The sequence below is a fragment of the Saccharopolyspora hirsuta genome, from assembly GCF_008630535.1.
Classification (GTDB): Bacteria; Actinomycetota; Actinomycetes; order Mycobacteriales; family Pseudonocardiaceae; genus Saccharopolyspora; species Saccharopolyspora hirsuta.
In genome coordinates this window covers 1-21,397 of record NZ_VWPH01000004.1, presented here as the reverse complement: position 1 = coordinate 21,397, position 21,397 = coordinate 1, and the positions used below count along the sequence as shown (strand labels likewise).

The 21,397-nt window shown below is 72.4% G+C and carries 16 protein-coding genes, 1 tRNA gene and 1 pseudogene; 10 read left to right on the top strand and 8 right to left on the bottom strand.

Annotated features, from left to right (window positions below):
• Positions 1–33: 33 nt before the first annotated feature.
• Positions 34–1,884, bottom strand: coding sequence for an adenylyl-sulfate kinase (gene cysC / locus F1721_RS08870; protein WP_150066114.1), 1,851 nt, complete (start codon positions 1,882–1,884; stop codon positions 34–36).
• On the bottom strand, positions 1,884–2,780 hold the full coding sequence (cysD, locus tag F1721_RS08865; protein WP_150066113.1) for a sulfate adenylyltransferase subunit CysD: 897 nt from the start codon (positions 2,778–2,780) through the stop codon (positions 1,884–1,886). The genes cysC and cysD overlap by 1 nt, the downstream gene beginning before the upstream one ends.
• A 112-nt stretch (positions 2,781–2,892) precedes the next feature.
• On the opposite strand from cysD, the gene F1721_RS08860 reads away from it, so the two are divergent.
• Positions 2,893–3,516 carry a TetR/AcrR family transcriptional regulator gene (locus F1721_RS08860; protein ID WP_150066112.1) on the top strand — a complete coding sequence of 208 codons (624 nt, stop codon included), beginning with the start codon at positions 2,893–2,895 and terminating at the stop codon, positions 3,514–3,516.
• Between the two features lie 40 nt (positions 3,517–3,556).
• On the opposite strand, the gene F1721_RS08855 is transcribed toward F1721_RS08860, so the two are convergent.
• Positions 3,557–4,477, bottom strand: coding sequence for a glycoside hydrolase family 16 protein (locus F1721_RS08855; RefSeq protein WP_211840392.1), 921 nt, complete (start codon positions 4,475–4,477; stop codon positions 3,557–3,559).
• Between the two features lie 276 nt (positions 4,478–4,753).
• Here F1721_RS08855 and F1721_RS08850 point away from each other — a divergent pair, with 276 nt between their 5' ends.
• Positions 4,754–6,007, top strand: a complete 1,254-nt coding sequence (locus F1721_RS08850; RefSeq protein WP_150066111.1) for a C39 family peptidase — start codon at positions 4,754–4,756, stop codon at positions 6,005–6,007.
• Between the two features lie 20 nt (positions 6,008–6,027).
• Here the strand turns inward: F1721_RS08850 and F1721_RS08845 are convergent, their stop codons facing one another.
• Complete coding sequence (locus F1721_RS08845) at positions 6,028–7,527, bottom strand: monooxygenase (RefSeq protein WP_150066110.1); 1,500 nt, start codon at positions 7,525–7,527, stop codon at positions 6,028–6,030.
• A 65-nt stretch (positions 7,528–7,592) separates the two neighbouring features.
• Between F1721_RS08845 and F1721_RS08840 the strand changes: the two genes are divergently transcribed.
• On the top strand, positions 7,593–8,237 hold the full coding sequence (locus F1721_RS08840; protein ID WP_150066109.1) for a TetR/AcrR family transcriptional regulator: 645 nt from the start codon (positions 7,593–7,595) through the stop codon (positions 8,235–8,237).
• Positions 8,238–8,255: 18 nt separating this feature from the next.
• Here F1721_RS08840 and F1721_RS08835 read toward each other — a convergent pair.
• A tRNA-Sec gene (locus F1721_RS08835) sits at positions 8,256–8,348 on the bottom strand.
• 502 nt (positions 8,349–8,850) lie between these two features.
• Here F1721_RS08835 and F1721_RS08830 point away from each other — a divergent pair.
• Together F1721_RS08830 and F1721_RS08825 are read left to right on the top strand one after the other, a co-directional pair.
• Positions 8,851–9,948, top strand: coding sequence for a 3-deoxy-7-phosphoheptulonate synthase (locus tag F1721_RS08830; RefSeq protein ID WP_150066108.1), 1,098 nt, complete (start codon positions 8,851–8,853; stop codon positions 9,946–9,948).
• Between the two features lie 105 nt (positions 9,949–10,053).
• The gene (locus F1721_RS08825; RefSeq protein ID WP_150066107.1) at positions 10,054–10,845 is read left to right on the top strand and encodes a universal stress protein; all 792 of its coding nucleotides are present in this window, start codon (positions 10,054–10,056) and stop codon (positions 10,843–10,845) included.
• A gap of 27 nt (positions 10,846–10,872) precedes the next feature.
• Here F1721_RS08825 and F1721_RS08820 read toward each other — a convergent pair whose 3' ends face one another.
• From F1721_RS08820 to F1721_RS08810, 3 genes are all read right to left on the bottom strand, one after another.
• Complete coding sequence (locus F1721_RS08820) at positions 10,873–11,757, bottom strand: PstS family phosphate ABC transporter substrate-binding protein (RefSeq protein WP_150066106.1); 885 nt, start codon at positions 11,755–11,757, stop codon at positions 10,873–10,875.
• 279 nt (positions 11,758–12,036) lie between these two features.
• Positions 12,037–13,146, bottom strand: a complete 1,110-nt coding sequence (locus F1721_RS08815) for an NDMA-dependent alcohol dehydrogenase (RefSeq protein WP_150066105.1) — start codon at positions 13,144–13,146, stop codon at positions 12,037–12,039.
• 307 nt (positions 13,147–13,453) lie between these two features.
• On the bottom strand, positions 13,454–15,103 hold the full coding sequence (locus F1721_RS08810; RefSeq protein ID WP_211840391.1) for a sigma-54-dependent Fis family transcriptional regulator: 1,650 nt from the start codon (positions 15,101–15,103) through the stop codon (positions 13,454–13,456).
• A 303-nt stretch (positions 15,104–15,406) separates the two neighbouring features.
• On the opposite strand from F1721_RS08810, the gene F1721_RS08805 reads away from it, so the two are divergent.
• From F1721_RS08805 to F1721_RS08785, 5 genes and pseudogenes are all read left to right on the top strand, one after another.
• Positions 15,407–17,038: an amidohydrolase gene (locus F1721_RS08805; protein WP_150066104.1), complete on the top strand. Its 1,632-nt coding sequence runs from the start codon at positions 15,407–15,409 to the stop codon at positions 17,036–17,038.
• 5 nt (positions 17,039–17,043) lie between these two features.
• Complete coding sequence (locus F1721_RS08800) at positions 17,044–18,510, top strand: MFS transporter (protein WP_246154634.1); 1,467 nt, start codon at positions 17,044–17,046, stop codon at positions 18,508–18,510.
• 182 nt (positions 18,511–18,692) lie between these two features.
• On the top strand, positions 18,693–20,003 hold the full coding sequence (locus F1721_RS08795) for an MFS transporter (protein WP_246154568.1): 1,311 nt from the start codon (positions 18,693–18,695) through the stop codon (positions 20,001–20,003).
• Positions 19,970–20,476: a pyridoxamine 5'-phosphate oxidase family protein gene (locus tag F1721_RS08790; RefSeq protein WP_170301415.1), complete on the top strand. Its 507-nt coding sequence runs from the start codon at positions 19,970–19,972 to the stop codon at positions 20,474–20,476. Before F1721_RS08795 ends, F1721_RS08790 begins: the two co-directional genes overlap by 34 nt.
• Before the next feature lie 107 nt (positions 20,477–20,583).
• Positions 20,584–21,397: pseudogene (locus F1721_RS08785) on the top strand (Fe-S oxidoreductase); the annotation flags it as partial.

Sequence of the window (21,397 nt, the reverse complement as noted above, 5' to 3'; positions counted from 1 at the left end):
TCTAGGTTCACGCTACGCGAAAACGGGCGATGTTCAAGACTCGATCACGCCCATCGCGCGCAGCTTCGCGAGCACTGCTCCGGCCGACTTCTCGGCGCTCGAGGTGGATGTGTCCAGTCGCAGTTCTGGTTCTCGTGGTGGCTCGTACGGTGAGTCGATGCCGGTGAAGTCGGGCAGCTCGCCCTGGCGGGCTTTGGCGTAGAGACCTTTCGGGTCGCGTCGTTCGGCGACCGCCAGGGGGACGTCCACGTGCACCTCGCAGAACTCGCCGGGTTCGACCAGGCTCCGGGCCAGCGCGCGCTCGGCGCGGAACGGGGAGATGGCGGAGACGAGCACGATCAGCCCGGCGTCGACCATCAGCGCGGCCACCTCGGCGATGCGGCGGACGTTCTCCACCCGGTCCGCGGCGGTGAAGCCGAGGTCCCCGTTCAGGCCGTGCCGGACGTTGTCGCCGTCCAGCAGGAAGGTGTGCGCGCCGAGGCGGTGCAGCTCGCGCTCCACCAGGTCCGCGACGGTCGACTTGCCCGCCCCGGACAGGCCGGTGAACCACACGGCGCAGGGGCGGTGGCCGTTGCGGGCGGAGCGCGCCGCCTTGTCCACGGTCACCGCCTGCCACCGCACGTCGGCCGAGCGGTCCAGCGCGCGGTCGACCAGCCCGGCGCCGACGGTCCGGTTGCTCACCCGGTCCACCAGGATGAACGAGCCGAGATCGCGGTTCACCCGGTACGGCTCGTAGGGCACCGGGCGGTCGAGGTGCACGTCAGCCGAGCAGATCTCGTTGCACCGCACCGTCGTCGCGGGTTGGTGCGCTTGGGTGTTGACGTCGATCAGGTGGTGCGGGCGGTCGACGGTGATCCCGACGGTGCTGGCGCCGAACTTCGCCAGGTACGGCGCGCCGGGCCGCAGCTCCTGCTCGTCCAGCCACACCAGGTGCGCCCGGAACGAATCAGCGGCCTCGGCCGGGGTCTCCGCCGCGAGCACGCTGCCCCGGCTGACGTCCACCTCGTCGGCCAGCACCGCGGTGACCGACCGCCCGCGGACCGCTTCCGGCAGATCGCCGTCCATGGTCACGATCCGCTCCACCGCGGACTCCTGGCCGCCCGGGACCACCCGGACCCGGTCACCCCGCCGGAGGGTGCCGCGCAGCACCCGCCCGGAGAACCCGCGGAAGGCCTCGGTCGGGCGGTTCACCCACTGCACGAGCAGCCGCGCCGGGCCCGCGTCCGCGCCGTCCCCCACCTCGACGGACTCCAGCCACTCCAGCAGCGCCGGGCCGCGGTACCACGGGGTTCGCGAGCTCCGGGCGACCACGTTGGTGCCCTCGACCGCGGACACCGGGACGCAGGTGACGTCGGTGAGGTCCAAGCCCGCGGCGAACGCGCGGTACTCCGCGCTGATCTCGTCGAAGACGTCCTGGGAGTAGTCCAGGAGGTCGAGCTTGTTCACCGCGAGCGCGACGTGCCGGATGCCCAGCAGCGCGACCAGGTTCGTGTGCCTGCGGGTCTGGGTGAGCAGGCCCTTGCGCGCGTCGAGCAGGATCACCGCCGCGTCCGAAGTGGACGCACCGGTGACCATGTTGCGGGTGTACTGCTCGTGGCCGGGGGTGTCGGCGACGATGAACCGCCGCCGCCCGGTGGCGAAGTACCGGTGGGCGACGTCGATGGTGATGCCCTGCTCGCGCTCCGCGGCCAGGCCGTCGACCAGCAGCGCGAAGTCCAGCTCGGGGCCCCGGGTGCCGTGGCGCTCGGAGTCGGCGGTCAGCGCGGCCAGCTGATCGGTGGGCAGCGCGCCGGACTCGTGCAGCAGTCGGCCGATCAGCGTGCTCTTGCCGTCGTCGACGCTGCCGCAGGTGATGAACCGCAGCAGGTCGGTGGTCGAGGCCATCAGAAGTACCCCTCCTGCTTCTTGCGCTCCATCGAGCCGGACCGGTCCCGGTCGATCACGCGGCCCTGCCGCTCGGAGGTGGTCGCGGTCCGCATCTCCTCGACGATCTCGGGCACGGTGCGGGCCCGGCTGGGCACGGCGCCGGTCAGCGGGTAGCAGCCGAGGGTGCGGAAGCGGACGGTGCGCAGCTCGGGCACCTCGCCGTCGGCCAGCGGCATCCGGTCGTCGTCGACCACGATCAGCGTGCCGTCCCGGACCACGACGGGCCGCTCGGCGGCGAAGTACAGCGGCACCACCGGGATCCGCTCCCGCTCGACGTAGCGCCACACGTCGAGCTCGGTCCAGTTGGACAGCGGGAACACCCGGACGCTCTCGCCCGGGCCGGTCCGCGCGTTGTACAGCCGCCACAGCTCCGGTCGCTGGTCCTTCGGGTCCCACCGGTGCTCGGCGGTGCGGAAGGAGAAGATCCGCTCCTTGGCGCGCGAGGCCTCCTCGTCCCGGCGGGCGCCGCCGAACGCGACGTCGAAGCGGTGGGCGTCGAGCGCCTGGCGCAGGCCTTGGGTCTTCCACAGGTCGGTGTGCACCGCCGAGCCGTGGTCGAACGGGTTGATGCCGCGGGCCAGGCAGTCCGGGTTGCGGTGCACGATGAGCTTCAGCCCGAGCTCTCGCGCGGTCCGGTCCCGGAAGGCGATCATCTCCCGGAACTTCCAGGTGGTGTCCACGTGCAGCAGCGGGAACGGCGGCGGCCCCGGGTGGAACGCCTTGCGGGCCAGGTGCAGCAGCACCGAGCTGTCCTTGCCGATCGAGTAGAGCAGCACTGGGCGCTCGCCCTCGGCGACGGCTTCCCGGAACACGTCGATGCTTTCGGACTCCAGCCGGTCCAGATGGTCGAGCACGGCGCCACCCCCGTCGGGTCGCTCACGTCGTCGTGAGGCGACGGTAGCGGCAGATTGAACAACGTTCAATACTCGGAATGAACGTTGTTCAGCGCTGCGCTAGGGTCGGGGCATGGCAGTGAGGGGCGAGCCGGACCGGGCCGCGCGGGGTGACGCCGAGCGGCGGCGGCACGACATCCTGGCCTCCGCGGAGCAGCTGCTGGAGGAGTCGGGCTACGCGGCGCTGACGGTGCGCGCGATCGCGGCGGGTGCCGGGGTCAGCGCCGGTACCGTCTACCAGTACTTCAGCGGCAAGGAGGACGTCTTCGTCGCGCTGACCGCCCGTCGGCTCCAGCGGGTGCAGGCCGCGCTGGCGGAGGTGGACCGGGGGATCGGCATCGCCGGGATCCTGCGGGAGGTGCTGCCGGAGATCACCGAGCTGTGGCGGCGGCTCGGCCGGTCCGCGCCGCAGTGGGAGGCGAAGGTCCTGGCCGGGGGCAGGCGCAGCAAGGGCGTGGTGACCTCGGCGACGGTGTACCGGGAGACCCTCGACGCGCTGGCCGGTGCGTTGCGGGAGGCGGCCGAGGTGCGCGGGCAGACCCTGGTCGACGACCCGGCCCTGCCGCACTGGGTGTGGGATGCGCTGGTCGGCGTCGCGGACGACCTGCTGCTCGGCGGTGCCCGGCAGAGCCGCGTCCGCCCGGAGCGGCTGGTCGAGTTCGCCACCGGAGCCATCGAGCGCAGCATCGTCGTCTAGCTCGACCGGGGCCCGGTGCTGGGCCGGGCCCCGGGGTGCATCAGCGGTTGTAGACGGCCACGTAGTCGACCAGCATCGGGTGGCCCGGCTCGGTGGCCGCGGTCGGGGTGGCGAAACCGGCGTCCTTGTCCGGGAAGGCCCCGCCCATCGCCACGTTGAGCAGCAGGAAGAAGCCCTCGTGCGAGGTCATGTTCGCCCAGCCCTCCGGGCTGATCTGCGCCTCGCTCACCGAGTGGAACTGCTCGCCGTCGACGTACCAGCGCAGCTCCTCGGTCTCGCCGGTGCGGTCCCACTCGAAGCGGTAGGTGTGGAAACCGGCCTGGCAGGTCTCGCCGGGGCACGGGCGGCTGCCGCCCAGCCCTTCGGTCTCGTTGCAGGAACCACCGGGGCTGACGTCGCAGTGCAGGACGCCGTGCGTCTCGTTCTTGCCGTTGACGTTCTCCATCACGTCGAACTCGCCGATCCCGGGCCAGTTCCAGTAGTTCCCGCGGTAGGGCGAGCCCAGCGCCCAGAACGCGGGCCAGTACCCGAGCGCGGCCTCGCCGGTGGTGTTGGGGACCTGCAGGCGCGCCTCGATGCGCAGCGCGCCGCCCTCCGCGGCCTTGAAGTCGGCGCGCTGCGTCTCGATCCGCGCCGAGGTCCAGTTGCCCGCGTCGTCGCGCAGCGGGGTGATCCGCAGGTTCCCGTTGCCGTCGTGGGCGAGGTTGGCCGGGTCGCCGGTGTAGGTCTGGATCTCGCCGGTGCCCCAGTTGGCCGGGCCGCCCGGGTAGGAGGTGCCGGTGTCGACGATCCAGTCCGGCGAGGGCGGGGTGCCCGCGCCGCCGGTGAAGTCGTCGCCGAAGGTCAGCGTCCAGCCCGCCTCCGGCGGCGGGATGTCGGCCGAGGCAGGTGGAACGGTGATGCTGGCGATGCTCAGGCCGAGAGCGAGGGTGCCCGCGGCGATGCGGTGTCGCGTGGTCATGGCGGTCCTCCGCGTTGGTGGTCGTCGGATGCGCGCAAAGCGCTTAGGAGGACCACGGCCGTGCGGGCCGACATCGTTCACGCACGTGCCCAGTGTCGCAACGAGCGATCCGGCAGATGGCCCAGCAGCCTGATCCGGCCACAGTGGAGGGTGCTGCGCCTCGGACCGCGGTGGGAAGCGCGTTCTTCGAGTGGAGCCGGGTGAGTCGTGCGAACCTGAGGTCCGAACTCGTCGGGACGGACCGCAGCGGTGCGGTGGAGCGAGCGGGGTGTCGGTATGCGCAGGACGATAGTGCTCACCGCTGTCGTGGGTGCATTGGCGCTGGCCGCGGTGGGGTGCGGGGAGCCCGCGCCGCAGGCCGAGGTCGACTTCCACGAGTGGAGCTCCGCGCCGGACTTCCGGGCGGGCGCGGCCGAGGGGGCCAGCGTCGACGGGGACACCGTCCAGATCGGCAGTCCGCTCGGCACCGTCCAGCACCCGGCGCCGGACGGAGGGCTCCGCGACTACGAGTACGCCAGGTGGACCTCGCCGCTGCACCGGCTCGGCTTCCCCGCCACCGAGCTGGTGACCTCGTGGAACGCCGCGACGCCGCCGGGCACCTGGGTGCAGGTGGAGATGCGGGGGCGCACCGCCGGTGGCGCGGACACCGGCTGGTACGTGATGGGCCGGTGGGCGTCGGGGGACGCCGACATCCACCGCACCAGCGTCGACGGCCAGTCCGACGCGCAAGGGGCGGTTTCGGTGGACACCTTCACCGCGAACCCCGGTGCGGAGCTGGTCGGCTACCAGTTGCGCGTCACCCTCCACCGGGCCGTCGGCACCTCCGCGTCGCCCGCGCTGTCGCTGGTCGGCGCGATGGCCTCGGCGATCCCGGACCGGTTCGACGTCCCCACCTCGGGGCCCGGCGGGGCGTGGGGCGTCGAGCTCCCGGTGCCGCGCTACTCGCAGAACATCCACAAAGGACACTACCCGCAGTACGGCGGGGGCGGCGAGGCGTGGTGCAGCCCCGCTTCCACGCAGATGGTCGTGGAGTACTGGGGAAAGCACCCGTCGGAAGCGGATCTCTCCTGGATCGACCCGGACCACCCGGACCGGGTGGTGGACCACGCCGCGAGGCAGACCTTCGACCACGCCTACGACGGCACCGGCAACTGGTCGTTCAACGCCGCCTACGCCGCCACCTACGGTTTGGAAGCGCGCATCACCCGCCTGCGGTCGTTGGCCGAGGCCGAGCAGTACATCCGCAGCGGCATCCCGTTGATCACCTCGCAATCGTTCCGGGAGGGCGAGCTAGACGGCGCGGGATACGGCACCGAGGGCCACATCATGGTCCTCGTCGGGTTCACCGAGAACGGCGATGTCGTCGTCAACGACCCGGCGTCGTCCGACGACGCCGCGGTGCGCAACGTCTACCCGCGCGAGCAGTTCGAGAACGTCTGGCTGCGGACGAAGCGGAAGGACGAGAACGGCGAGGTCAAGAGCGGTACCGGCGGGATTTCCTACCTCATCGTCCCGGCCGGTCGGGCATGACGCCGGTCGCCCGGCGGTGCTCAGGACGGTGTTCCGGCCCAGGCGGAAAGCGCCTCGTGCCGCTCGTCGCGGCGAGCAGCGATGTCGGCGGTGCGCGTGGCCCAGGCGATGTGGCCGTCGGGACGCACGAGGACCTCGATCACGCCGTCCAGATCCGCGTGGTCGTCCAGCTTCGAGACGGAGACGGCGCTGACGCGGGAACTCCAGCCCGTCCCGAGCTCCGGATCGCCCGCGAAGTCGAGAAGCGCGAACCGGCCCTCGGGCAGCAGCTCGTAGACCCGCGTCGCCCCGGACGCGGTGGCGCTCAGCCCGATGTCGGGCATTCGCCGTCCCACCAGCGGATCGGCGTCGGGGCTCGTCGGCGGGTAGGCGGTGCCGAGCGCGGAAACCTGGGCCGCGAGCCTGCGGTTGACCTCTTCGATGCTCAGGAGGTCGTCGAGGAGTTCGCGCAGCGCCGCACCGGGCCGCTGGTACTGCGGGACCAGCGTCAGCTCCGCGAGCAGCGTCTGCACCTCGGTGTTCTCGGTAACCGCCCGGCCGACCGGGTGGCGCTCGTCGTGGTAGCTGTCCAGCAGCCCGGGCGGTGACCAGCCGTTGACCGCGGCGGCCAGCTTCCAGCCGAGGTTCACGGCGTCCTGGAGGCCGGTGTTCAGCCCCTGGCCCGCCGCGGGGAAGTGCACGTGGGCCGCGTCGCCCGCCAGCAGGATCCGGCCGGAGCGGTAGCGCTCCGCGAGGCGGGTGGCGTTGCCGAAGCGGGAGAGCCAACGGGGCTCGGCGACGCCGCAGTCCGAGCCGCACACCCTGATCAGGGACGCGCGGAACTCCTCCAGGGTCACGGGCTCGCGGGACGGCACCCGCATCCGCTCCGGATCCAGGTAGACCAGCCTGGTCAGACCGCCCTCCAGCGGTGCGACCAGGACGCCGCGAGCCCGGGCGGCACCGAGGACCGCCGGGTCGTCGTCGATCGCGGCGAAGTCGCCGAGCACACCGGTGAGGGTTTCGTCCGTGCCCGGGAAGCCGATCCCGGCAGCCTCCCGCGTCCGGCTGCGCCCGCCGTCGCACCCGACCGCGAACCGAGCGCGGTGGGTCTCGACGCCCCGGCGGCCCAGCACCTGCGCCTCGACGCCGTCGCTGTCCTGGCTCAGATCGACGAGCTCGGATCCGTACCGGATCTCCACGCCCAGCTCGCGGGCCCGCTCCGCGAGCAGGGCCTCGGTGCGGGCCTGGGCGAGGAAGAGCGTGCAGCCGAGCCGGGAGTCCAGCGCGGAGAAGTCCAGGTGGGTGGGGAGCTGGGCGAAGTGCCAGCCGGGCGCGGTCCGGCCGAGCGGCAGGAACCGGTCGAGCAACCCGCGCTGGTCCAAGAGCTCCAGGCTGCGCGGGTGCAGCGTGAGCGCCCGCGAGTTCCGCTGCGGCTCGGCGCGGCGCTCCAGGACCCGGGTCCGCACACCGCCCAGCGCGAGCTCGCACGCGAGCATCAGCCCGGTCGGCCCCGCGCCAACGACGATCACATCGACGTCCATCGGTGTCGTCCTCCTCAGATTTGTGAACAGCGTTCACGTGAACGATGTTCACTATAGTGACGTCCATGAGCTCCCCGTCAAGACCGGCCCGGGGCAGGCCCCCGCGACTCGACCGCGCGCGCACCCTGCAGACCGCCCTCGACCTGCTGGACCGGTCAGGGCTCGACGCGTTGACCATGAGGCGGCTCGCCGATGCGATGGACGCGCAGGCCGGTGCGCTGTACCGGTACTTCGCCACCAAGCAGGACCTGTTGGCGGCGATGGCCGAGCGCATGATGGACGGCGTCGCGGACGCCGCGGCGCGCAGCGGCGACTGGAGCGATCAGCTGGCGGCCCTGGCCCGCGCGATGCGCACAGCCCTGCTCGCCCGTCGCGATGGTGCGCGGGTGTTCGCCGGTACGCACTCGACGGGGGAGAACGTCCTGGGTTTCGCCGACGCGGTCGTCGGCGTCATGCGTGCAGCAGGTTTCTCCGACGACGACGCGGCGCGGGCGCTCTACACCGTGGTCAACTTCACCGTGGGCCACACCCTGGAGGAGCAGGCCGCCCTCCAGCAGGCGAGCAGCCCTGACGTCCTCGCCGAGGCGGTGGCGACCGGGACGTACCCGCACCTCGCGGCCAGCCTGCCCGCGCTCACCAGCACGGACTTCGCCCGGCTCTTCGAGTTCGGCCTGGACCTGCTCATCGGGGGACTGCGGGCGCGGCGCTGAACCACCGCCGACGGGGAGCGGAGGTGGACGGGAATCGAACCCGCCTGACCGAGGTACTCGGCCACGTCGGTTTTGAAGACCGCGGGGGCCACCAGGCGCCCTCACACCTCCGACGTCGACGATAAGGCGGGCAGCGCGTCCGGGCTTCGTGACAGAACCATGACATGACCAGCACCTGGCGCGGACATCACCGGGCGATGCTGGCCGGGTGGTTTTGGAACCGACGCGCCCGATCCGGGTCGCGCACAACGGGAACGGGCTGCTCCTGGCGGCGTCGGCGTGCCTGATCGGTCTCGGCGCGATCTGCGCGCTGTTCGTGTGGACACCGCCCGGCCAGCTGCTCGACCAGCAGTTCCTTGCTGGCCGTCGACCAGATCGCCTGCACGGCCGCGGCCGACGGAGGTCAGGTGATCCTCCTCGGCGGCGACCGCGACCCGCTGACGTGCTCGTTGCGGCGCTGAGCCCGTTCGGAAGTCCACAGTGGATCGGGCAGGTCCCCTTCGTGCCTTTGATCACTCGGGCGCTGCCGCCGCCTTGCTTAGGTTAGGCTAACCCAAGCGGCTTGGTGGAATCGGCCGCTGGAGGACTCACGACGGAGGAGGAGCTCGTCGGCATGGCTGGATCCGCAGTACCCCTCGACCTGCCCGTTGTCGACGAACCGTCCGCCCCGGCGTGGCCGGACGGCTCGGCGCAGGTCCTGGGGCCGCTGCCCACGCCTGCTGAACTGGCCGAGCGGTTCCCGTGCGACGAGCGCCTGCGCAGCCAGGTGGCGGCGCACCGGCGAGCGGTTCGGGAGATCGTCGAGGGCGTCGACGACCGGCTGCTGGTCGTGGTCGGTCCGTGCTCCGTGCACGACCCGGAGGCCGGGCTGCACTACGCGCACGAGCTGGCGAAGGCCGCTGCCGCGCACGATCAGGACCTCCTGGTGGTGCTGCGCGCCTACTTGGAGAAGCCGCGCACCTCGGTCGGTTGGAAGGGTCTGCTGCACGACCCGCACCTGGACGGCCGGGGCGACCTGGCCGCCGGGCTGGCGATCGGCCGCGACTTCCTGGTCCGCGCGGCGGCCACCGGCCTCCCGCTGGCCTACGAGTTCGTGGACCCGTTCCTCGCCCCGTACGTGCTCGACCTGGTGTCCTGGGGTGCGCTCGGCGCGCGCACGGTCGCCTCCCAGCCGCACCGCCAGCTCGCCTCGGCGCTGCCGATGCCGGTCGGCATGAAGAACGCGGTGACCGGGGACGTCGACGTCGCGATCGCGGCCGTGCGCGCCGCGCGAGCACCGCACACCTTCCCCGGCATGGCGATCAGCGGAGCGCCCTCGGTGGTGGTCGGTGCCGGGAACTCCGCCTGCCACGTCGTGCTCCGCGGGGGTGCGCGGCCCAACTACGACGCCGGGTCCGTCGGTGCGACGCTCGACCAGCTCGACGCCGCGGGCCTGGGGACCGGCGTGGTGGTGGACGCCTCGCACGGCAACAGCGGGAAGGACCACCGGCGTCAGCCGGGCGTGGTCGACGACCTGGCGATGCAGGTCGCGGCCGGGAACCGGGGACTGCGCGGGGTGATGATCGAGTCCTTCCTGGGGGCGGGCTGCCAGGACGTCGGGGCGGAGCCGCTGCGCTACGGCGTCAGCGTCACCGACGGCTGCCTGGACTGGCCCACGACCGCGGACTGCCTGGCGGTCCTCGCCGAAGCCGCGCGCCGCAGGCGGCGATAACGGCTGGTCAGAAGCCCTGATGATGGGCTCGACGGCGTTGGTTCTGCGATCCTGGGCGCATCGCTGTGGTCGATTTGTCCGATTATCGACGATCGAGGGGGTCGCATGCGCGCGGAGCAACCCGTGGTCGTCGGTGTGGACGGCTCCGAGCAGTCCGTCGCAGCGCTGGCGTGGGCGGTCGGGGAAGCAGAGCTCCGCGGGGCGGCGGTGCGCATCGTCGTCATCGACGACAGCGCGGCCGGGAGCATCGCAGATCGGTTCCGCAGCACGAACCTGGCGACCGAGGTCAGCGCGGAGATCGCCTGCGGCCGACCGGCGACCGAGCTGATCCGGTGCTCCGAACGCGCCCAGCTCCTGGTGCTGGGCGCGCGCGGGCGCGGGATGCTGCTGGGCTCGCTGAGCACCAAGGTCGCCATGCACGCCCGCTGCCCGGTCGTGGTCGTCCGCGAACACCGGAGCGGCAGCGGTCCGGTGCTGGTGGGCGTGGACGGCACCCCGCACGGCCAGCACGTCCTCCAGTTCGCCTTCGAAGCGGCAGCGGCCCGCAGGGCGGAGCTCGCGGTGATGCAGGTCTGGGAGGCCCCGGGCGCGGAGGGCTCAGTGGTGCTGGCACCACCGGAGGAGCTGGCCGAAGCCAGGGGAGAGGCCGAGCGCAGCCTACGCACCCAGCTCGCGGGGTGGCGCGAGCAGTACCCGGACGTCGCGGTGCGCAGGCACACCCCGCGCGGCCACCCCGTCGCGGCGCTGACCGAACGCGCGCGCGAAGCGCAACTGCTCGTCGTGGGGCACCGGAACCGGAAGGGCCTGTTCGCCGCGCTGCTCCTCGGCTCGGTCGCCTCCGGAGTCCTCCACCGGGCGCACTGCCCGGTCGCGGTGATCTGCAGCGACATCCGCTAGCGCCGAACGCGCTGCGCCCCAGCGGTGTCAGCGATCGTTCGGGTTGTTCACCAAGTAGTTCAGGAAACCGGTCGCCAGCGAACCGGAGCGGGCGTCGTCGTAGGTGTAGCCGTACCCGGCCTGCCGGAACGGGTACCGCCCGATGCCGGTGGCCTCCTCCGGGGCGGGCTCGCCGTCGATCCGCAGCGGGCGCACGCCGGGGTGGTCGGCGGCCGCGCCGACCTCGGCGAAGCCGAACCCGCCCGGGTTCTCCGCGACGCTGCGCAGCGAGTCGGCCCGCGGCTGGCAGGAGCCGTCGGACGGGTTCTCGCAGGCGGCTTCGGGTTCGTTGAGGATCCGGTAGCGGAGGATCCGCTTCGCGCTGCTGTCGCCGAGGTCGGCGACGGCGATCGGCACGTCGTTCCCGCCGACCTGCGCCCACGAGGTGATGCGCCCGGCGTAGATGTCCCTGATCTGCTGCCGGGAGAGGTCGCTCACCCCGGCCGCCGGGTTGGCCACGAAGGTGAACACGGCCGAGGCGAACAGCTTCTCCCTGAGGTGCGGGAGGTCGCGGCCGCGAGGACCGTCCGAGATGGCCAGCAGCTCGGGGCGGGTGCGGTCGTCCTGGCCCCGGTCCAGCGCCTCCACCTCGGCGACCAGGCGTTGCAGCCCCTCGGCCGACCCTCCGGTGTCGATCCGGATCCGGCTGCCGGGGCACGTCGCCGCGTAGTCCTCGGCCGCCTTCCGCAGGACCGGTTCGTAGACGGCCGATCCGACGACGGTGAGCTCGCCGTCGGAGCACGACAGGCGGTCCGCGACCCGGTTCACCAGGACGGCGGCCGGGGCCAGCGGGGCCAGCGCCAGCACGCAGACCAGGGTGATGGTGTCCCGCAGGTTCCGCCGCCGGGCGGCCGCCCCGGTCCCCTCGGTCATCTCGGCATCCTCCACCGCTCCGCACGGCGCGCAGCGACGCCCATTATCCCCGGTGCAGGTGCACGAGGCGGTGCGCGGGGGAGACGTTCATGATCGCGACCACACGGGTTTCCCCGTCCGGCGCAGCTGGTTTCGCGTGGCGGTGGGTTGCGGCGCCGGAGAACACAGCGAGCCCGCCGCGCGGCTGCAGTCGCGCGGCGGGCTCGGCCCCTTCGTGCGTCACGCGGATCGGCTGGACTGCGCAAGCCCTGGTCGGTGGGCCGGTCCGCGCGGCGTCTCTCAGTCGTGCACGATCACGCCCCGGATGTTCTTGCCGTCGCGCAGGTCCTGGTAGCCCTCGTTGACCTGTTCGAGGCTGTAGCGGGTCGTGATCAGCTCGTCCAGCTTGAGCTGCCCGGCGTCGTAGAGGCGCAGCAGGCGCACGATGTCGTACTGCGGGTTGGACGAGCCGAACAGGGTGCCCTTGATCGTCTTCTCGTTCAGCGTCAGGTCGGCGCCGGAGACGTGCACCGTGAGCTTGGCCGGATCGGCCAGCCCGGTGATGACCACGGTGCCGCCCTTGCCGATCGCCGCGGTCGCCTTGGCCACCACGGTCTCGTCCACGGTGCCGACCAGGATCAGCGCCGCGTCCGCGCCCTGGCCCCAGGTCAGCTCGGTGATCTTCGCCTGCGCCTCGTCGGCGTCGGCGAAGGCGTGGGTGGCGCCGAACTCCAGCGCCTTCTCCCGCTTGAACTCCAGCGGGTCGACCACCACGACGTACTTGGCACCCGCCTGCACCGCGCCCTGCACGGCGTTGATGCCCAGCCCGCCGATGCCGTAGATGACCACGGTGTCCCCGGCGCGGACGTTGCCCGCGTTGACCGCCGTGCCCCAGCCGCTGGGCACCCCGCAGCCGACCACGACCGCGGTCTCCAGCGGCAGCCAGTCGTCGACCTTCACCACCGAGTGCTGCGAGATGGTGGCCCGCTCGGAGAAGGTGCCGAGCATGCACATGGCGCCGATGTCCTCGCCGTCGGCGTGGAACCGGTAGGACCCGTCGGGCATCGAGCCCTGCAGGATCGTCGCGCCCATGTCGCAGAGGTTCTGCCTGCCGGTGGAGCAGTAGCGGCAGGTGCCGCAGTTGGGGATGAAGCTGCACACCACGTGGTCGCCGGGCTTGACCTTGGTGACGCCCGGCCCGACCTCCTCGATGACCCCGGCGCCCTCGTGGCCGCCGATGATCGGGAAGCGCGGCGGCAGGTCGCCGTCGGTGAGGTGCAGGTCCGAGTGGCACAGCCCGGCGGCGGTGTACTTGATCAGCACCTCGCCCTCCCGCGGGCCGTCGAGGTCCAGCTCGACGATCTCGAACGGCTTGCCGACATCCCGCAGGACTGCTGCCTTCGTCTTCAATTCCGGCCTCCGATCACAGCGACGTTGACTGCTTTGGTCCGGGTGTTGCGGTCGATGGCTCCAGCTCCCAGTGCACGCCGTCGACCGGCTCGCGCGGAACCGCCGAACGGGAGGGTCCCGCCGATCCGACGTCGAGCCGCTCGGCCGCCCGGTGCGGGCCCCGCGTCCGCACCCGGCGACCGGCCGCCGCGGCGGCCGGCGGTCCTCGGCGTCCTCCGACCGCTGCCACCCGGCCTCCTCGCGTCGTCGTGACCCGGCTCATGATCGCGGACGGAGCGGCTCGTCAACTGTTCAACTTCTGCACACCTCAGCGCGGCAGGCCGAAGGCCCGCATCCGGCTGTACAGGGTGGTGCGGCTGATGCCGAGGCGCTGCGCGGCGTGCACCTTGTTGCCGCCCGTGACCCGCAGCGCCTCGGCGATGGCGTCCCGCTCGGCGCGTTCGCGCCCGGTCAGCCGCGCGCCGCGCCCGGTGTTGCGGTAGGCGGCGGGCAGGTCGGTGACGGTGATGTCGCCGGTCGTGCGGTGTTCGGCGGTCACCCGGAGGACTCCGCGCAGCTCGCGCAGGTTTCCCGGCCACGGCTGCGCGATCAGCGCCTCGAGCGCGCTCGGGGTGATCCGCAGATCGGCCCCGGGGCGGAGTTCGGCGAGCATCGCGCGGGCCAGTCCGGCGAACTCGTCGTCCCGGTTGCGCAGCGGCGGCAGGTCCACCCGGGCCGGGCAGATCGCGGCCGCGCTGCGCACCCCGTCGGGCAGGTCGGACTGCGGGGCGGAGGTGAGCACCACGCGCGGTCGCTCCGCGAGCCTGCGGGCCAGCCGGGCGCACAGCGCGTCGGGCAGGAGCTCGATCCGCTCGACGATCAGCGCGTCCGCCGTCGCCGAGTCCAGCCGCTCGGCCCACTCCCGCTCGCCCAGCACGACCAGGTCCGCGGCGTCGAGGACGTCCGCGCGGGGGCCGACGACGAGGTGCGCGGCGCGGGTGCGCCCGGAGCCCGGTTCACCGGCGATGAGCACCGGTTCGCCGCAAGCCCGCAGCTCCGCCAGCCGACTGTCCAGAGTGGACCTGCGTGGTCCGGTGGTGCGACCGCGCGGAACCCGGGTGCGGGTGCGCGGCGTCAGCTCGACGAGCACGCCGTCCGGCGCGCTGCCGACCTTCAGCGCGCGCAGGCTGACCGGCGCGCCCGACCCCAGCACCAGGTCGCGCGAGAGTTCGCCGGAGGTGGGCGCGGTCTCGGCGATGTCGCGCAGGACCGCGTGGTCCGAGGGCTCCAGCAGGTCGAGGGCCGCCCGGTTGCTCAGCACGACCTCGTCGCCGAAGGCGACCACCGCCCGGCACCGCCGCCGGGTGGCGTGCTGGAACGCCTGCAGCAGCCGCTTCTCGGACTGCCGCGCGCCCTCCCACAGGCGCTGCTCGATGTCCTCGACGGCGCGCTGCAGCAGCGGCGCGAACAGCGGGTTCGCCTCGGGGCCCACGCCGGTGATGTCCAGGACGCCTTCGATCCGCCGGGTCACCGGGTTGCGGATCGGGTGGCCGTAGCAGCTGAACATCTTCAGCGCTTCGACGAAGTGCTCCCGCCCGTGCACGGTGACGCCTCGCATGACCTCCAGCGGCGTGCCCAGCGCGTTGGTGCCCGCGATGTCCTCGGTGAACTGCGCGCCCGGGACCGCGCTGATCCGGTCCAGCGCCCGCTCGGTGCGCACGTCGGTGAACCGGCGGTCCACGATCCGGCAGGCGCTGTCGGCGAGCGCGACGCAGAAGGTGGTGCCGGTCAGCCGCACCGCGAGTTCGTCCAGCACCGGGGTGGCCGCCACCAGGAGCCTGCTGCGGGGGTCGATCTCGGCGATGGTCAACCGGTCCAGCGGCGACTCCGGTCGCAGCCCGCTCAGCGTGGCGCGGCGCCAGGACGACGCGATCTCGGCGCGCACCGCACGGCTGGCCTGGGCAGTGCTTGCGTTCACCGCGTCCTCCCGGCGATGCGCGGAGGCGGGCCGGGCCCACCCGTGTTAACGGAAGTTAACGACGGATTATGTGTGACTCCCGCCACCTGGATCAAGCCCCTGCGTCCGTTTGCGCGACACCGACCGCTCCGACCTGCGGTGGTGTGCCGGGTGGCCGTTGCTGGCGCATCGCCGGTTCACGCTGCGGAACGGGCGGGTCGCGCGCTCTTCTGGTCCTATGTGGACGAACGGTTCCGGGTGCGTGCGGGCCGGTTGGCGGACAGGATCGGTGGTGCTGGCGTTTCCAACCGGGAGAGGTGGCCGATGCCCGAAGCGGAACTCGTCCTGATCGGCGGGAACGTGCTCACCATGACGACCGGCCAGCCGCGCGCGAGCGCGCTCGCGGTGTCCGGCGGCCGGATCGCCGCGGTCGGCTCGGACGAGGAGGTGAAGCGCTGGTGCGGCCCGGGTACCCAGCTCGTCCGGCTCGGCGGCCGGACGGTGCTGCCGGGTTTCGTCGAGGCGCACGGGCATCCCACGCTGGAGATGGTGATCGCCGGTCCGGACGTCCTGGACATCCGCCCGGTCACCTGCGCGACCGCCGAGGAGGTGCTGTCCCGGTTGCGAGCAGCGGTGGCCACCGCCGAACCCGGCTCCTGGGTGGGGGCGTTCGGCTGGGACCCGCTGCTGCAGGAGGGCCTGCCGACGATCGGCCGGGACTTCCTGGACGAGCTCAGCCCCGACCTCCCGCTCTCGGTGATGCACAACAGCGGGCACAGCGCCTGGGGCAACACGCTGGCGATCGAGCGAGCCGGGATCACCCGGGACACCCCGGACCCGTTCGGATCCCGGTTCGAGCGCGACGACGCGGGGGAGCCCACCGGCGCGGCCTTCGAGGCGCCCGCGACCGCGATGGTGCTCGGCGGCGCGATCCGCCCGCCGAACGCGGACAACTTCGCCGCCCTGATGCGCCACGAGCACGACCGGCTCGCGCGGGCGGGCATCACCACCGTCGCGGACCTGGGGTTCCGCCGCGACGCCCGCGAGCGCGTCCAGGCCTTCTGCCGCTCCGGCGAGGCGAAGGTGCGGATGCGGGTCTACGAGGTGAGCGTGCCCGAGAAGCGCACGGACGTCGTTCCCGGCGAGGACCGCGACGAACCGATGTTCCAGCAGGTCGGGATCAAGATCTGGGCCGACGGGTCGCCGTGGGTCGGCAACATCGCCACCAGCTTCCCGTACCTGGACACCCCGCAGACCCGCGCGATGGGGCTGTCCCCGGGGCACCGCGGCGGCACCAACTACACCCGCCAGCAGCTCACCGAGGTCGTCGGGGCCTACTTCCCGCCCGGCTGGCAGATCGCCTGCCACGTGCACGGCGACGAGGCGGTCGAGATGGTGCTGGACGTGTTCGAGGAAGCGCTCGCCGCGCACCCGGAGCGGACGGACGCGCGGTTGCGGCTGGAGCACTGCGGTGCCATGACCCCCGAGCAGTACCGGCGCGCCGCGCGGCTGGGCGTGACCTGCAGCCTCTTCGTGGACCACCTGTACTACTGGGGCGACGTGCTGGTGGACGGGCTGTTCGGGGCCCGCGCCGAGTCGTGGACCTGCGCGGGAGCCGCGCTGCGGGCCGGGGTGCCGATCTCGTTCCACAACGACTCGCCCGTCACCCCGCCGGAACCGCTGCGCAACGTCCAGGTCGCCGTCACCCGCACCAGCCGCAGCGGGCGCGTCATCGGACCGGAGCACCGGATCACGGTCGAGCAGGCGCTGCGGGCCGAGACGATCGACGCCGCCTGGCAGCTCTTCGCCGAGCACGAAGTGGGGTCGCTGGCGGTCGGCAAGCGGGCGGACCTGGTCGTCCTGGACGCCGACCCGCACGCCGTGCCGCCGGAGGAGATCGGCGACATCCCGGTCCGCGCGACCTACCTCGACGGCCGCTGCACCTTCCAGCGGTGAGCGGGATGCCGAGCGCGCCGGACACGCCGGTCCCGCAGCGGTGGCCGGTGAAGGTGGCCGACAGCCACCACCGGCGCGCGTACGCGCTGGTCGGCCTGTCGCTGCTGTCCGCCCTGCAGGTGCTCGACCCCACGCTGAACTCGCTGGCGCTGCCCGAGGTGGCCGGGGAGCTCGGCATGGACCCGAGCGTGCGGTCCTTCGCCTCCAGCGTCGGCACGCTGCTGCTCGCGGCGGCCATGCTGGGGATCGGGATCCTCGGCGACCTGCGCGGACGACGCCGCGTGCTGCTGGTCGGCACGCTCGGCATGGCCGTCGGCGGGGTGCTGTGCGCGACCGCCCCGGTGGCCGGGCTCTACGTGTTCGGCCGCATGGTGATGGGGGTGAGCACGGCGGCGAGCTTCGGCATGAGCCTGGCGATCCTGCCGACGCTGTTCCGGCCCGAGGAGCTGCCACGGGTGTTCGGCGCGTGGTTGGGGGTGCAGTCGGCGATCAGCGTGCTCGGCACGCTCGGCAGCGGTGCCCTGCAGGCCGCGCTGGGCTGGCGCGCCACCTGCCTGATCATCCCGGTCCTGGCCGTGGCGTTCACCGCGTTCGGCGCGCTGGCGGTGCCGGAGAGCCGGGCGGCGCACCCGCGGCGCTTCGACGTCGTCGGCGTCGCGCTCGCCGCCGTGGCGCTGATCTGCCTGATGGGCGGGTTCACGCTGGCGGGCGAGCTCGGCTGGGGCAATCCCGTGGTGCTGGGCGGTCTGCTGCTGGCGGTGGTGCTGCTGGCCGCGTTCGCGCTCTGGGAGGCGCGCAGCGCTCAGCCCGGCTTCCCGATCCGGCTGTTCGCGGTGCCCGCCTTCACCGCGGCCTGCGTGGTGGGGATCGTGTTCAACTTCGCCAACGGCGTGATCGCGATGCAGTTGCCGACCGTGCTCGAGAGCGTGCTGGGCCGCAGCGCTTTCGTCGTCTCGATCGCCTTGACCGTGATGTCGGTGGGGATGCTGTTCGGCACCCTCGCGGCGGGCGAGGCGCAGAAGCGCCTGCACCTGAGCGCCCGCACGATCTTCACCAGCGGCCTGCTCACGATCGCGCTGGGCATCCTGCTGCTCGGGCTGGTGCGCACGACCACCGGCTCCTGGTACTTCGGCGTCTGCGCGTTCGTCGTGGGCTTCGGGATCATGTGGGCGCAGAACTCCGAGTCGGCGGTGATCATGTCCGCCGCGCCCGCGGAGATGGTGGGTTCGGTCGGCGCGGTCAAGCCCGCGGTCGGCCAGTTCGGCATGGGGCTGGGGCTGGGCGTCGTCGTGCCGATCGTCGTGGGCGTGCTGCGCTCCTCGGGGGCCACCGGGCGCGAGGCCATCATCGCGGGATTCACCGAGGTGATGCTCTGCATCGCGGGCTTCGTCGCGCTCTGCGCGATCGGCGTGCACCTGCTCATGGTCAAGCAGGGACGCCTGCAGAGCTTCGGAGCACCGCCGACCGGCTGACCGGGCGCGGATCTCGTTGGTGCCCGGCCGGTTCCGGGTCTTGACCGGGGGTGAGCGGGTGCGTAGCTTGCATCGAGCAAGCGCTTGGTTTGCCCGGGAGAGCGGTGGTGCCGATGGCGGGGCGGGAACCGGTTGCTCCCGGGGCGGAGGAGGAGCGCGATCGCGCTCGTCAGGTGCGCAGGGTGGCCGTCTCAGGCCTGCTCGGCACCGTCATCGAGTACTACGACTTCCTGCTCTACAGCACGATGGCCGCGCTGGTCTTCGGCACGCTGTACTTCCCGGCGTCGAACCCGGCCGCCTCGACGATCGCGGCCTTCGGCACCCTCGCGGCCGGGTACGTGGCGCGGCCGCTCGGCGGCCTGCTGTTCGGGCACTTCGGCGACCGGCTCGGCCGAAAGTCCGCCCTGGTGACCAGCATGGTGCTGATGGGTGTGGCGAGCGTGCTCATCGGCGTGCTGCCCACCTACGCGACCTTCGGGCTGGCCGCGCCGATCATGCTCGTGCTGTTGCGCGTCGTGCAGGGCATCGCGGTGGGCGGTGAGTACGGCGGAGCCGCGCTGATGGTCATCGAGCACGCCGACCCGCGGCGGCGCGGTGCGTGGGTGGGCATCATGCAGATGGGCTCACCGCTCGGGTCGCTGATGTCCAACGGTGCGGTGGCGCTGGTGACGCTGCTGCCCAAGGACCAGTTCCTGGCGTGGGGCTGGCGGATCCCGTTCCTGGCCAGCGCGGCGCTGCTCGTCCTCGGGCTCTACGTCCGGCTCAGCGTGGTGGAGAGCCCGCTGTTCCGGGAAGCCGTCGCGGCCGGGAAGGTCCGCGCGCGGGAGCCGGTACCGCTGGTGCGGGTGCTCAAGAAGCCGCGCGCGGTGCTGCTCGCCTGCGCGGCGGGCATCGGCCCGTTCGCGCTGACCGCCCTGATCGGGTCGCACAGCGTGGCCTACGCCTCCGGCCTCGGCTACGAGCTGCCGGACATCATGCGGGCCCACCTGCTGATCAGCCTCACCGGGCTCGTCGGCATCCCGCTGTTCTCGGCGCTGTCCGACCGCGTCGGGCGGCGCCGGGTGCTGCTGGCCGGGGCGATCGGCGCGGTCGCCTTCGCCTTCCCGATGTACGCCCTGGTCGGGACCGGCTCGGTGGCGGCGATGACCGCCGCGCTGGTGATCGCCCAGGTCTTCCAGAACCTGATGTACGCGCCGCTGGCCCCGATGCTGTCCGAGATGTTCGGCACCCGCGTCCGCTACACCGGGGTGTCCCTCGGCTACCAGGTGGCCAGCCTGCTCGGCGCCGGGTTCACCCCGATGGCCGCCGCCGCGCTGGTGGCGGCCACCGGCGGGTCGAGCCTGCCGCTGAGCTGGATCATCGTGGTCGCGGTCGGGATCAGCACCACCGCGGTGCTGCTGATCGCCGAGACCCGCGGCCGGGACCTCCGGGACGAACCCGCGGAGCAGGGAGGGGAGCAGTGGGACGCAACCAGCGGTCCGAAGTCCAGATGACACCGGAGGAGATCGCCGCCTTCGTGTCCGCCCAGCGCACCGCCACGCTGATCACGCTCGGCCCGAGCGGGCACCCGCACGCGGTCGCGATGTGGTTCGCCGTCGTCGACGGCACCCTGTGGTTCGAGACCAAGGCCAAGGCGCAGAAGGCGGTCAACATCCGCCGCGACCCGAGGGTCACCGTGCTCATCGAGGACGGCCTGACCTACGACGTGCTGCGCGGCGTCTCGATGGAAGGGCGGGCCGAGCTCGTCGACGACGCCGAGGCGCTCTGGACCGTCGGGGTGGACATGTGGGAGCGCTACCACGGTCCGTACGGCGAGGAGGTCAAGCCGCTGGTGGAGACGATGCTCCACAAGCGCGTCGCGGTGCGGTTGCACGTCGACCGCACGCGGTCCTGGGACCACCGCAAGCTCGGCCTGCCCCCGATGCCCCTCGGCGGCACGACGGCCGCCTCCCACGACGGCCGGTGAACCCCGCTGGCTGCGGTGTCGAGCGGTGAGGAGAATCGGCGTGGAACGCTGCTCCGCCCCTCCGGACGACGTGCAACCGGCAGAACATCGAGGAGAGGGGCCGTGACATGGGTGCCCTGCAGCTCGTGCTGGGGCTGATCTGCCTCGCCGCGACGGTCGTCGCGGTGGTGATGGTGGTCAGGACCGTTCGACGGATGGTGTCGTCCATCCGGATCGGCCAGCCGGACCCGACCCGCACGGGCCCGGTCGCGGCGCGCCTGCGGAACGTGGTCGTGGAGGTCCTGGGCCACACCAGGATGCTGAAGTGGGGGCACGTCGGCGTCGCGCACTGGCTGGTGATGGCCGGGTTCATCGGGCTGAGCCTGACGGTGCTGGAGGCCTACTTCGAGGTGTTCCACCCGCCGTCCCACCTGCCCCTGATCGGCACCTGGCCGGTGTGGAACCTGGTGGTCGAGCTGCTCGGGATCGGCACGGTCCTCGGCGGTTTCTGGCTGATCGGGGTCCGGCAGGTCAACCACCCGCGGCGCGCGGATCGGGTGTCGCGGTTCCTGGGCTCCAACTTCGGGCAGGCCTACTTCGTCGAGGCCGTGGTGGTCCTCGAAGGGATCGGCATCATGGGCCTGCGGGCGTTCAAGCAGGCTTCGGGCCTGTTCGAAGCCCCGGTGTGGGCTGCGCCGGTCACCCACGCGCTGGGCGGGATCCTGCCCGCGAGCACTGCGGCGGTGTCGGTCTTCGCCGCGTTCAAGATCCTCTCGGCGATGATCTGGCTGATGGTCATCGCGCGGATCATCACCATGGGCATCGCCTGGCACCGGTTCAGCGCGTTCTTCAACATCTACTTCAAGCGCGAGGACGACGGTGGTGTCGCGCTGGGTGCGGTCAGGCCGATGATGTCGGCGGGCAAGCCGCTGGACTTCGAGG

Coding starts and splice junctions, on each gene's coding strand:
- F1721_RS08830 (WP_150066108.1), top strand. CDS start 8,851: ATGGCTGGATCCGCAGTACCCCTCGACCTGCCCGTTGTCGACGAACCG.
- cysC (WP_150066114.1), bottom strand. CDS start 1,884: ATGGCCTCGACCACCGACCTGCTGCGGTTCATCACCTGCGGCAGCGTC.
- F1721_RS08845 (WP_150066110.1), bottom strand. CDS start 7,527: ATGGACGTCGATGTGATCGTCGTTGGCGCGGGGCCGACCGGGCTGATG.
- F1721_RS08820 (WP_150066106.1), bottom strand. CDS start 11,757: ATGACCGAGGGGACCGGGGCGGCCGCCCGGCGGCGGAACCTGCGGGAC.
- F1721_RS08805 (WP_150066104.1), top strand. CDS start 15,407: ATGCCCGAAGCGGAACTCGTCCTGATCGGCGGGAACGTGCTCACCATG.
- F1721_RS08800 (WP_246154634.1), top strand. CDS start 17,044: ATGCCGAGCGCGCCGGACACGCCGGTCCCGCAGCGGTGGCCGGTGAAG.
- F1721_RS08825 (WP_150066107.1), top strand. CDS start 10,054: ATGCGCGCGGAGCAACCCGTGGTCGTCGGTGTGGACGGCTCCGAGCAG.
- F1721_RS08860 (WP_150066112.1), top strand. CDS start 2,893: ATGGCAGTGAGGGGCGAGCCGGACCGGGCCGCGCGGGGTGACGCCGAG.
- F1721_RS08850 (WP_150066111.1), top strand. CDS start 4,754: ATGCGCAGGACGATAGTGCTCACCGCTGTCGTGGGTGCATTGGCGCTG.
- F1721_RS08855 (WP_211840392.1), bottom strand. CDS start 4,477: ATGACCACGCGACACCGCATCGCCGCGGGCACCCTCGCTCTCGGCCTG.
- F1721_RS08840 (WP_150066109.1), top strand. CDS start 7,593: ATGAGCTCCCCGTCAAGACCGGCCCGGGGCAGGCCCCCGCGACTCGAC.